The 12,372-nt window shown below is 37.5% G+C and carries 8 protein-coding genes; 3 read left to right on the top strand and 5 right to left on the bottom strand.

The window, feature by feature from the left end; genetic code table 11:
• Positions 1-187: 187 nt before the first annotated feature.
• On the bottom strand, positions 188-646 hold the full coding sequence (locus ACWITO_RS13365) for an agenet domain-containing protein (RefSeq protein ID WP_448530495.1): 459 nt from the start codon (positions 644-646) through the stop codon (positions 188-190).
• A gap of 49 nt (positions 647-695) precedes the next feature.
• Positions 696-1,688: a Tudor-knot domain-containing protein gene (locus tag ACWITO_RS13360; protein ID WP_448530494.1), complete on the bottom strand. Its 993-nt coding sequence runs from the start codon at positions 1,686-1,688 to the stop codon at positions 696-698.
• A 244-nt stretch (positions 1,689-1,932) separates the two neighbouring features.
• Between ACWITO_RS13360 and ACWITO_RS13355 the strand changes: the two genes are divergently transcribed.
• Both ACWITO_RS13355 and ACWITO_RS13350 read left to right on the top strand, forming a co-directional pair.
• Positions 1,933-2,286 (top strand): hypothetical protein, encoded by a 354-nt coding sequence (locus ACWITO_RS13355; RefSeq protein ID WP_448530493.1) that lies wholly within the window; start codon positions 1,933-1,935, stop codon positions 2,284-2,286.
• A 126-nt stretch (positions 2,287-2,412) separates the two neighbouring features.
• Entirely contained in the window at positions 2,413-4,725 is a 2,313-nt protein-coding gene (locus tag ACWITO_RS13350; protein ID WP_448530492.1) for a T9SS type A sorting domain-containing protein, read from the top strand.
• A gap of 100 nt (positions 4,726-4,825) precedes the next feature.
• On the opposite strand, the gene ACWITO_RS13345 is transcribed toward ACWITO_RS13350, so the two are convergent.
• The 3 genes from ACWITO_RS13345 to ACWITO_RS13335 form a co-directional block, all read right to left on the bottom strand.
• Positions 4,826-6,589, bottom strand: a complete 1,764-nt coding sequence (locus ACWITO_RS13345) for a M14 family metallopeptidase (RefSeq protein ID WP_448530491.1) — start codon at positions 6,587-6,589, stop codon at positions 4,826-4,828.
• Positions 6,590-6,853: 264 nt separating this feature from the next.
• Positions 6,854-7,948 (bottom strand): redoxin domain-containing protein, encoded by a 1,095-nt coding sequence (locus ACWITO_RS13340; RefSeq protein ID WP_448530490.1) that lies wholly within the window; start codon positions 7,946-7,948, stop codon positions 6,854-6,856.
• Positions 7,949-8,052: 104 nt separating this feature from the next.
• Positions 8,053-11,652: a S8 family serine peptidase gene (locus tag ACWITO_RS13335; protein WP_448530489.1), complete on the bottom strand. Its 3,600-nt coding sequence runs from the start codon at positions 11,650-11,652 to the stop codon at positions 8,053-8,055.
• Positions 11,653-11,780: 128 nt separating this feature from the next.
• Here ACWITO_RS13335 and ACWITO_RS13330 point away from each other — a divergent pair, with 128 nt between their 5' ends.
• Entirely contained in the window at positions 11,781-12,260 is a 480-nt protein-coding gene (locus ACWITO_RS13330) for a hypothetical protein (protein WP_448530488.1), read from the top strand.
• The last annotated feature ends 112 nt before the right edge of the window (positions 12,261-12,372 follow it).

The following is a 12,372-nucleotide window of genomic DNA, read 5'->3' as shown; positions in this document are numbered from 1 at the left end:
GGTTTCTATTTTGGCTTTTAGATATCCCCCCTTTTGGGTTTCAAAAGAGGGGAAATGATTTGGGTTTTGTCTTGAATAAGGGTAGTTGGTAGTTAGTAGTTAGTAGTTGGTAGTTAGTAGTTGGTAGTTAGTAATTAGTAATCAAAATCTTAATACTCAATACTCAATACCCTGTACTCAATGTGTTCTACTGAATTTTTCTAAGGCGATTGGTTTCTACGTATTCGTCCCAGTTGCTATCGTAGCCATCATAATGTACTTTGTACTTACCTTGGCTATTTCTACCTGAGATGATAGAACCTTTATACCATTGTCCTTTCCAAAGGATTTCTACTTGGTCGCCTACTTGCCATTCCTCACCTGCACCTTCTAATGGGCGTAAGCGTCTGATATCTACATACTCGTCCCAGTTGCTATCGTAGCCATCGTAATGAACTTTATATCTTCCTTGGGCATTTTTACCCGCTACAATAGAGCCTTTGTACCAAGAACCTTTCCAATAGATTTCAGCTTTATCGCCAACATTCCAATTTTTCTTTACATTGTTCATATTCACGCCCGGAGGAATATCGGAAGTTTGGGCGTACAAGTAACTGCATACACTCATCATAAGTAGTAGAGCGAAAACGATTTTTGTAGGTTTCATAAACGTAGTAATTTAAGGGTTCAACAAAGATTTATTTGAGTGGATTTTTTTATTTTATTCTACGTAAGCGTTTGGTATCTACCCATTCGTCCCAATTGCTTTCGTAGCCATCGTAATGAATTTTATACTTCCCTTCGGCATTTTTAGCACCAATGATACTGCCTTTGTACCAAGAGCTATTCCATAGAATTTCTACTTTGTCGCCTACTTTGTATTCATCTTGCTTTTTAGCTTCAACTTTTTGCTCTTGGGGTTTATCTTGTTGGCTCGCTTTCAATTCACGGATTCTTCGCACATCTACAAACTCGTCCCATTGACTATCCCAGCCTTCGTAATGTACTTTGAATTTGCCTTCGGCATTTTTGCCCTCTATAATAGTACCTTTGTACCATTGCCCTTTCCAGTAGATTTCGGCTTTATCGCCTACATTCCAATCTTGCTTGATTTTGCTTTCATCAATCCCTTCGGGAATTTCAGCAATAGGCTTTTGATTGGCTTTTTCTTTTTCGGCAAACTCTTGTGCTTTTTGCTCAAATTTCTTTTTTTCTAAGTAAATGTGTGAGGTATTATCCGATTTACGTTTTAGTACAAGTTTTTCGGCAGTAAGCTCTACTATCTCATACTCTACGGCATCTTTTTCTTTGCCTGCTTGGCTATCCCATTCTTTGAGAACAAGGATTTTATCATTATCTTTCAGTTCCCAAAAGCCCAATACACTCGTAGAAAGGATACCCTCTCCGTATTTTTTCTCATAAGAGAGTTTGTTGTTTTTGGTATCTTCGCCGAAAGTGAGCGTTTCGGAAATGAAATCTGCAATTTTCTTGACATCTCCGCCGAGTTGAATATCAGATTTGATACTTGTAGAGTTTTCCAAATTCTGATTGCCTGCTTCAAGATTAGCATTGGTATCGTACTTCCATTGGCTAGCAATTAGTTTTTTAGCCGTTTCAGTAAGTTCTTTCTTTTTCTTGCAAGCGTTTAGCGTTAGCAGGCTTATCAAAGCCAGCCAAGTAAAAACCGAACCAAAGGGTGAGCGTTTCATAAATGTTGTGTTTTTTGGTGAATTACTGAACCAAAAATAATTGCTCCTTTTCAAAACTCCTTTTGAAAAATGATGAACGAAAGAAAAAAAACAATGAATGAACTTAAAGAAAGGATAAGCAAAAAAATTTTTGAAAAACTTGGTTACATTTGGTAAGCAAAGGGTATAAAATAAAAAAATTTTGAACCTAATGTAAATTCAAAATAAAATTTGGTTAATTTTGCAAAACGAAAAAACAACAATTATGCAAACAAAATTACTACTCGTGTTTTTTTTTGGTTTCTTTGCGTATTTTGCCCAAGCACAAGGCACTTACAAAGATTTAGTTTTAGGTATCCCCGAGTGTGAGCAACAAGTCTTGCGTTGGGAACAAGTAAAAAATGCTCTTAAAACCCTTAGTGGTGTAAAAGTGGAAGGTTTCTGCTCTCGCCACGATGTGATTGTCCTATCTGTAAATCGTGATATTCATATCACCAACCAAGCCATCTTTGATAAAATCAAAGAAGTAAATGCTTCTTATCGTATTTTTGAAAAAATAGCAACCCGAGAAGAAATGCTACAAGATTGCTACGAGGAAATGATAAAGCAAAAAAATTAGGGTATCCTATCTATCTATCTATCTTACTTTTAGAGTAAATAGGTAATTTTTCAAATCTTCTCTCAATTTTGAAAACAGCTTTAATCTTGGTTAAATTAAACACACAAAAACAAAACTAATTAAGTTATGAAAAAACTAATTCTGTTTGGGTTGATATGGCTTTTTTGCACAAATACCCAAGCCCAATTGCTTGTAGATCCTGCAGGTGCGGGTGGCTTTGAATCAGGAACTTCTTTTGCCGCCAATGGCTGGACAGTAGTGAATGGTTCGCAAACAAACCAGTGGCACGTAGGTATTGCCGCTGTCTTTGCAGGTACAAGAGCCGCTTATATTTCTAATACAGGAGGGACTTCAAATAACTATGATATTGGAGCATCTTCAGTAGTTCATTTTTACAGAGATATTACCGTACCTGCTAATAGTACTATAAATTTAAGTTTTCGTTGGAGAGGTGATGGAGAAAGTGGATATGACTACCTACGGGTATTTGTAGTACCCACCACCACTACCCCTACCGCTGGTACGCAGCTAACATCAGGACAAGTAGGAGGAGATTTTAATTTACAATCTACTTGGCAGCTAGCCACCTTAAATGGTATCATTTGCAACAACACTACCTCACCCATCACTCGCCGTTTAGTTTTTTCTTGGAGAAATGATGGAAGTGTAGGAACAAATCCACCTGGCGGTATTGATAATATTTCTGTTACTGCAGTTCCATATGTACCACCTGTTTGTAGCTTAGGTACAGGGGTAACTAATGTTGCTACTTTACCTTACAGCTCGGGAGCGGGCACTACCTGCGGAGCGGCAAATGACCTTACCAGTAGTAATACCGTAACTTGTGGTAGCAGTTCGTATTTAGGCGGCGAAGATAGGGTATGGATTTTTACGCCTACCACTTCTGGAGCTATTACTATCAATTTGACCTCGACAGGAACCTATACAGGACTAATGCTATACAATGAATGTCCCTTATCTGCGGCTAATTGTAGCGGAGCATCAAGCTGTATTGCCCAAACCCAAAGCAGTTCTGGTGATAAATCTCTTTGTTTTAATGCTATTGCAGGGACTACTTACTATTTAGTAATGGATAGCTTTCCTACCCCTGATTGCAATGCTTATACCAATTTAACAATCTCTGCACCTGTACCTCCTCCTTCTATGACTTGTACGCTTGCAGGTACCTACTCTATCAGTACAATAACTCATAATCCTGATAATCTTAGTACTCCAAACTTATCAGGTTTTACCGATGATATATTTTATCCAGGTGGCTCCGTTTCTACTGGATTTGATTTCTGTTTGAATGGTAATCAGTATCAAAATTTTCTCATTTCTGCCAATGGTTATGTTATTTTTAACCCTCCCGCTTGGGATTGTAGTACAACTAATCTACCTAGTGGAAACGCCGTACCCGGAGGTTATTCTAATTGGTCTATTACTGCCAACTTACCCAATACTACAGAAGCCCCTCGCAATGCCATACTTGCCCCTTGGCACGATATAGACCCCAGTATTACTTCAGGGGGAGCAACACCTCGTATCCGCTATCAAGTTTTTGGTACTGCCCCCAATAGACGTTTTGTAGTATCTTGGGAAACAGTACCAATGTTTAGTACTAGTTGCAATGGAAACAGAAGTCTAGACTTTACAGGACAAATCAAAATGTTTGAAACCACTAACAACATAGAAATACACTTAACTCAAAAAAGAGTTTGTGCAGCTTGGAATAGTGGTAGAGCATTACTGGGATTGCATAATTACAATGGAACAGAAGCATTAGTTCCTGCCGCTACTTACAATAATATTAGCACAACTTGGACAGCCACCAATCAGGCTTGGCGTTTTACATTCAACCCTGCCACTTGTACTACTTGCAGTCCTCTGCCACTCAATTTGCTCTATTTCAGCGGAGAATTTGATAAAGAAAACCTACAATCAGTGCTTACGTGGTCGTTCAAAACACCTGCTGAGGCAGATTATTTTGTCGTGGAAAGAAGCCAAGATGAAGTTAATTTCACAGAAATAGGTAAAGTAAATTTCAGTGCCTCTAACCAGTATCGCTTTATAGACGATAAACCTCTACGCCACACCAATATCTATCGCCTCAAAAAGGTAGATAAATCAGACAAAGCCGAATACTCTCATCACGTAAGAGTGTATAATCCTGTGCTTGAAAATTGGGCAGTAGAGCGTATTTACCCCAACCCCGCTCAAAACCTTACCAATATAGACTTAGTTGCCTTGTTCAACGAAAGCTATACTATCAAGTTATTCAGCCTGCAAGGTGTAGAAGTGTATGCACAGCAAGGAGAGCTAAACAAAGGATTCAATCAAGTAGAAGTGAAATTTGGCAATTTATTACCCAAAGGCACTTACCTGCTCTTGCTTTCTACCCCTACACAAATGTATCAGCATAAATTGGTGATAGAATAGTCCGTTTTATCCTATGTACTCAAACCTTACAGGTTTTCCAAACCTGTAAGGTTTTGTAAGGTTTAGAAATTTGCTATCAACTCTTGAACGTAAATAAATACTATTCTGCCTGAATTGAGCCTGTATGAGTTTTTAAGCCTCCTTTGGCACTATTTATTTCAATGTTATAATTTTTAGGATTTCCTCGTACAATCCAACGAACTTTTACACTTCCCATTCCCGAAATATTTTCCACAGCTACTGTTGCAGGTGCAAACCCTTTGATTTCTTTTCCTATACCAAAGTCAGCATTTTCCATAAACATTCCCGCTACTACGTTTTCTCCTTTGAGTGTAATAAGATTGGGCGGATTGATTTTATACTTAACATCGTGAGCCAAATGTGTAGGAATAAGCCTTGTATTAGCAATAGTTGCGGTAATTTGCGAAAGACCATTGCCCAAAGATTTACTCTTTACCTCAATTACCTCCAATTTCGGGGTATGGTAGGCGTGAAATAGCGTAAAAGCCATATTACGATGAGCATCTTGTTCTATCAGAAAGCCGGGATAATTGCGAACATAATTTTTCTTAAATCCACCTATTTCTATATCCCCATAATTAGGGTGTTTGTAGGGTTTCCATTCTACAAAAGCATCGCCAAAGAGCAACAATTTATCAAATTCGTAAAATTCATTATTATCAAAACGCCCAAAAGCAGTGTTTTCTTTGCTATCAAAAAGTAGATACGAAGTCATTAGTTCATTCACAAAAGAAACTACTCCCCTGCCTGCGTGCATCCAGTTTGAAAAATCGCCATAAGTAGAATACAAATCCTTGTAGGAAATTAGATATTTGTAGCCGGGTATCATTTTTTCGCCTGTTTTTCCTAAAACATCATACACGGCAATATCGGAAGGAGTGAAAGTAAAAGCGTCTTCCTCGGAGCCTGGTCCTCGCAAAAGCATACCACCGTAATTATGGTAATGTTGTGAGCCTGCAATATTAGGGTGCTTCATCACAAAATCTGCTACGGCACGGCTTTCGGGCAGAGAAAAAGGATATTTATTTGCTCCAAACTGAATGTAATCGGGTTGCCAGCCCCAGCCCCAGTCGCGGTTAGGGTCGTAATAGCCTTTTCGGTCTTCATTTACCAAGCCATCGCCGTCGTTATCCAAGCCTTCATAGCCCAAAAGTTCGTATTCGCCCGCTTCGCCCGGCTTTGCCATAATCATTTGGCGGGGGTCGTTGGGGTGCGGAATGTACCTGCCTGTTTTAGATTTTCTACGCATAAAAGTAATTTCTCCATCGCCATTGAGGTCATCAAAATCATCTTCATCAATCAAGCCGTCGCCGTCGTCATCAATAGGCACTAACCCTGAACGTGGTGTGTTGGCATTATTTAAGTTTTTGAGAAAATCATCTCTGCCATCAGGATTGATAGTAGGCAAAATGTAAAAAGTTTTTTCCTGCAAAAGTTCTTTGATGAATTTTACATCTTTGTAGTTTTCAGTCAGATACCAAGCAGTGTATAGAGCCACTTCTGTGCCTTGTATTTCGTTGGAATGTATGTTGCCGTCTATATAGAAAGCGGGTTTGGTATCGGGTTTGCCCGCCTTGAAATCGGTAATCGTAAGAGCCCAAATATCTTTTCCTTGATACGATTTGCCGATGCTTTCTATGGTAACCAAATCGGGATAGGCTTTTTGGATTTGTCGGCAGATATTGGTTACTTCATCATAGGTATAATATCTGTTCCACGCAATTTTGACTTTGGGATTGGGTGGCGTTCCCAAAGCACGCAAACCTAAATCTTCTTGTTTTTGTGCCAAAACAGAACCGAAAGCAAATACAGTACAGATGAGCAGTAAAATATTTTTTTGCATAAGCTATGATGTTTATGTTTTTGTAGCAAAACGAAAAAGTGTAGAAAATCGTATATTTCTATTGCAAGAAAAAAGGTAATTGTTTAAGTATAACTTGTAGTATAGAAAGAGGAAACAAGATGCAAGAAGCAGGATTTTGGGGTATTTGGATATTTAGACGTGGTAAAACTTTTACCCCAAATTCTTGAACATTTAATACAAAAAAAGACACAAAAAACTAAAAATCAGTATTTTGTGTCTTAATGTCTTATCTAATTTCTTTCATCAAGGCATTAGTTCCTTCAATTTTGCCTCCAAAGCACTGCCTCTAAGGTTTTTCGCTATAATTCTACCCTCTTTATCCAATAGAAAATTTTTAGGAATGGCGGTAATACCATAGGCTCGGGCGGCGACATTATTCCAACCTTGTAAATCAGAAACATTCGTCCAGTTTAACCCATCTTTAGCAATAGCTTTTGTCCATTTATCTTTGTCTTCATCAAGCGAAACACCATAAATAGTAAATCCTTTATTTTTGAATTGTTCATAAGCCTTTACTACGTTAGGATTTTCAGCACGACAAGGAGCACACCAAGCCGCCCAGAAATCCAAAAGTACATATTTACCACGCAAAGAAGAAAGCTTTATGTTTTTCCCTTCAGGCGTAGGTAATTCAATATCAGGAGCTACCGAGCCAATAGCAAATTTTTTATAGTTATCTGCCAAATTGGCTACATAATTTGCCACTTTCGCACCTTTGAATTTCGCTTGAAAACGCTTGTTAATTTCATCAATATAGGCTAAATCAGTGTCATCATCCCACTCCAGAGTAAGCATAAAGAGAGCTATGGAACTGCCAAACTTCTGTAAAGCCCAACTATTCATTTTCTTTCTAATTTCGTTTTGGGCATTCATAAAGTCAGCAATAATCGCTTCTTTTTCTTCATCAGAAGAGGCTTTTTTGAATTTTTCCTCCAATGGTTTAATTTTCTCTTGGCTCATTTTATCATTTTCCAAAATATAAGCTCTCACAAGCTCAGAACCTTGGCTACCTGAAACTTCGTAAAAAGGCGTTTTGTTGAAATCAATTTTCAAGTTAATGTTTTCATTGCCTTCCAACATTAGTATAATGGATTTTTCACCTACTTTTAGCAAACAAACTCCCACTTCTGGCAAGGAAACATTTTTCTGAAACTTTCCATTTTGAATTTTGATTTCATCAAACTCTTTGATTTCTGGTCCTTCAAAGCTCTCTATACGAGCAAGTGAGATACTTTTTTCTGTAGCATTGGCAATAGTGCCACCAATTTTTACCTGAATTTGAGCAGAAACACTCAAACTGCATAGTGCCAAAAGACAAACATTTAACAACTTTTTCATAAGTATTAATTTTATACTGAATTTTACAATTTTCTTGCCAAACTCATCAAAGAAAAACGGAAACTTTATAGTTTCCGTTTTCTAACAGAAATAAATGAAAGATTTTAATTGATTACAATCTTATGAGTTCTTTTCTCGCCTCCATAGATGATTTCCAATAAATAAATACCTTTGCTCAAACCATTCAAATAAAGTTTTTTCTTAGTAAGCTCGTGGGCTAAAATTTCAAAATTTCCCTTTAATATCTCAAGGCCTAACTGATTTACAAGGCGATAAGTTAATGTTGTAGATTCAAAAGATTTAACTTCTATAATCAATTCATCTTTTATTGTAGGAATAGGATATACAGAGCAATAAACTCCCCTACCCCAATTTACAACTTCTATGTTGCTAAAAGAATAGTATTGGGCACCGTGCTCTATTTTTAGACGATAATAATTATCTCCATAAGCAGGCTTTTCATCGAAAAACTCATAAATATCTCGTTCAGGTAATACCTCTCCAATTTTGAAAAACTCCCTTCCATTATAGCTTTTCTCTATGATAAATTTAACTACATCAAATTCTTGTGAAGTTCTCCAAGCTAGCTTAATAATGTCATTTTGAGGCATAGCTTTGAAAGATAGCAATTGTAAAGGCAGAGGACTACTAGGAGGTAACCCAACTCCAAAGCCAGAAAATCCATTTGAAAATCCTCCCTCAATCCAAAAATCTGTACCAAAAGTTCCCCTTGTTGTAGCTGAACTTTGCCAACTTGGCGAACCTAATGTAGCGGCACTAATAGGTCCTACTGTTTTGCTGATAACCGCTAAGTTTCTATTTTGAGAAGTAACACTTTCCCAACCTGCTATCTCGGCTTCGGTATAATAAATTCTGATATTGTAGTTTCCGGCGGGGTTATTGTTACTTGGTATTACTCTAATCGTTTTGCTTGCCAAATATTCGGCAATGGGTGTGGTTGTAAATTGCAAGGCTCCCAGGCCAGCTCTATCAACATAAATTTGAGTACAACCGTAATTATGGTTTGTAGGATTTTCAATTTTTGCTATCAGTTTACCATTGCTTGGATTGTAAGCATACACAGTAGAATTTGGACCCAAATAAACTTGGTTGGGTGTTGTAGGAGCTGAAAAAGTAGCTGTTTCAATAGTTGTTCCTGCATAAGGTAAAGCTGTTACCACAATATCATCTATCACAAAAGCAGGTTGGTTTTGCACTGAAGCATTGTTATCCCAACGCCAAGCTAAGTGAAACTGTTGTCCATTGAGAATCGCCGGCAAATTAACTGTACGAGTTGTAGTAGAGGTTACTCCTACATAAGGATTGGTAGGCGTACCTTCTATGAGTACCCAAGTTGTGGGAGAAGAAGCTAAAGCATAGAAAAGACTTCCAAAATCATATCCACTTTCTCCATTACACTGAAATTTAAATGTTACTTGTAAAGCATTAGCAGGATAAGTAGAGGCATTTATTACAGGTGTTTGCAATAGTGCTACTCCAGCAGTACTACCATAATTTCCACTTCCTGTACTCTGAGAAACATAAGCACTTTGATTTCCGTTTAATACTCTTTGCGTACCTATACGCCATATATTAACAGCTCCACTACTTGTATACTGCGTCCATCCAGGTGTTCCACCCGATTCAAAATTATCAGAAAACAATATGCCTCCAGCATTCGGAGGTAATGGTTGAGTGTCATTATCTGCAATAGCAATAGTATGAACATTGGTTGCTCCAATAACTGCACTACCAGAAACCGAACTAATCGTAATGACCGCATTTTCTAAACCTTCTATAGCTTGGTCGTTATATACCCTTACAACTAAATTTTGATTTGCCATACTACCTGCATTAAACGTAACTGTCGGAGTGAGCAATTCAAAATCTGCAATATTAGTGGCTGTTCCCGATAAACTAAATGAAACATTATGAGCAGAAGAAGGTACTTTAGAAATTTTTAGTGGTATGTTGATATCCTGATACCCTCTACAATCTATATTACCAGAAGAACTATTTTCCGTAAGATTGGTTGAAACACCTACAAACTCAACGATAGGAGGTCCTGAATTGGCTATTGTTGAAACTATTAAAGAATATTGCTGAGGGCTTGATAAAGTCCCTTTGTGCGAAACTGTAATCGTATAAGTAGCTCCGGGCGTAGGACTTGCAATATAAACTTTCTCTACATTATCACGAACATTATCTCCCTGCGTTGCAGCCGCAGAAGGATTAGAAGGATCTAAACGCCAAGGAAAAAAGGTGGTGGTTCCGTCAGAAACTCGTAAATCTAGGTCATTCACTAACATAGGTGTTGTATTGTTCAGAGGTGTTCCTCCAAGCGGTGTTCCTGCGGGGTCATTCCAACAAATAGTTACTTCCAAAGGACTAGTAGTTGCCTGAACGTTTAAGGTATAAGTAGCACCATTGTTTAATACTCGTTCATCAATAATCGTAGTTGTACCTCTATTAGTAATCACATTGACTGCCTTTTCAGCATTCAAAAGCCCCCAACCAAAAGCATAATCAGGACCAGGGTTAGAGCCTGCTTCATCAGCCGTATGAATCACAAGCCCTCTCAATGTTGCAGAACGCATAAACTGACCGCTATTTAAGTTTTTATAGTGCTGTTGTATCAATGCCAACGTACCTGTTACATTAGGGCTTGCCATTGAAGTACCTGACATTGTAGTATAAGCAGTATTACTACTACTTGAAGTAGAATAAACGTTAACCCCATTGCCCGAAATATCTGGTTTGATACGCCCATCATCAGTAGGTCCCCAAGAACTAAATGAAGACATTGTTACGCTGCTAGGACCAGTATAGCTTAGGACATCATTTACCGCCGCCACCACAAGTACATTTTTAGAACAAGCGGAACCTGTAATCAAATTATATCCCGAAGTATTGAAAGGAGCTCCTGTATTATATCCCGAACCTCTGTCATTACCTGCCGCCTTTACTATCAGATAATAAGGTGCATTGTTAGCAATAATATCCCAATCTCTTGAAGTAGCATCATAAAACCCAAACTGGTATTGCGATAAAAAAGAAGAATTGTATCCATAAGAATGATTGGAAAGAATTAGTCCTTGAGAAGCCTGTGAAGTCATCTCTGTTTCGTCATTGTTCCACTCATTACCCCATAATTCTGCTTGGTAAGCCATACCTTTGGCATTAGCATCTACCCCACTAGCAATAAGAGTTCCTGCTACGTGTGTAGCATGATTATTATTTCCATCTGGGGTAGTAAAATTAACTCCATCTTTATGTGTTACTCTTGTTCCAAACTCCTGATGTGTATTACGCACAGGTCCTCCATCCCATTCTCCTATAATCATTCCCTGACCGTTCAAATTCAATCCTAATGTTCCCCCAGTCCATAAACGATTAGCCCGTGTACTAATTGCGGCATTGACATTGCCCGTAGTATAGTAGATAGGGTTGCCAAAGGCATCTACTTTTTGTAATTCAGAAATAGAGCCATCTTTAGAAGTAATAAAAATTTTCCACCCCTTCTTCTTAGCCATTTCGTAGGCTTTCTTTTTGTCTTCTAGTTCTTGTTTTCTAAAAAGTTCTGTCAGTTTTTTTAGCTCTTCTTGATTATACATAGAAGCAATTCTTTGCCTTTCCAATTCATTTTGAGCAAACAATATTTGCCCAAACCCTACTAAAAACAGGATTGCGAATATTTTTCTCATAAGCACAATTTTTTTGAAATTTCACAAAGTTACAACTATTTATCAATAAAAAACAAAATAAAATTTGGATTTTCTTACAAATAACCCTAAATTTGTTATATTTCATCTTTAAGCTATTCTCCTATACAATGCACGAAAATTTACAACTTTCTGCTATTCAATATTCAAAACTTATCAGTCAGGTACTTGATAGTGTATTAGATGCCGTTTGTGTTATTAGCAAAGGTTGGGAAATTATTAAGTATAATCAAAGTTTTCTCCAAAGTTTTCCATTAGCCGAAGCAAATAATAATTTTTGGAAAATTTGCACTTACGAAAAGATGCCCGCTCATTTTGAAGCCTCTCTACAAATTGCTATGCAAAATGCAGAAAATCAAACGGGTGAGTTTCTCTGTGAAAATCAAGAAAAATACTTTTATTATGCTTGCTACCCCTTCGATTTAGGCATAGTCCTGATTTTACGTGATATTACTTCTGAGAAAGAAAAAGAAGAAAGACTCAAAAAATCTAAGTATTTCCTCAATGCTATTCTGGATAGCACTACGGATAGTAATATCTTAGTGAGCAAAACAGGAGAGATTTTATGCTTTAATAAAGAGGTTGTTTAGGATTTATTTTTTTTGATAATTCTTCGGATAAAAATGACCATAAAGGATAAAATTAACAAATTTACCCACGTATCTACTCTGGTTTCATAGCGTATGATTAAAGCCTTGAATT

The sequence above is a fragment of the Raineya sp. genome, assembly GCF_053497555.1.
This window is presented reverse-complemented; position numbering and strand designations above follow the sequence as displayed.

Coding starts and splice junctions, on each gene's coding strand:
- ACWITO_RS13365 (WP_448530495.1), bottom strand. CDS start 646: ATGAAACCTACAAAAATCGTTTTCGCTCTACTACTTATGATGAGTGTA.
- ACWITO_RS13360 (WP_448530494.1), bottom strand. CDS start 1,688: ATGAAACGCTCACCCTTTGGTTCGGTTTTTACTTGGCTGGCTTTGATA.
- ACWITO_RS13355 (WP_448530493.1), top strand. CDS start 1,933: ATGCAAACAAAATTACTACTCGTGTTTTTTTTTGGTTTCTTTGCGTAT.
- ACWITO_RS13350 (WP_448530492.1), top strand. CDS start 2,413: ATGAAAAAACTAATTCTGTTTGGGTTGATATGGCTTTTTTGCACAAAT.
- ACWITO_RS13345 (WP_448530491.1), bottom strand. CDS start 6,589: ATGCAAAAAAATATTTTACTGCTCATCTGTACTGTATTTGCTTTCGGT.
- ACWITO_RS13340 (WP_448530490.1), bottom strand. CDS start 7,948: ATGAAAAAGTTGTTAAATGTTTGTCTTTTGGCACTATGCAGTTTGAGT.
- ACWITO_RS13335 (WP_448530489.1), bottom strand. CDS start 11,652: ATGAGAAAAATATTCGCAATCCTGTTTTTAGTAGGGTTTGGGCAAATA.
- ACWITO_RS13330 (WP_448530488.1), top strand. CDS start 11,781: ATGCACGAAAATTTACAACTTTCTGCTATTCAATATTCAAAACTTATC.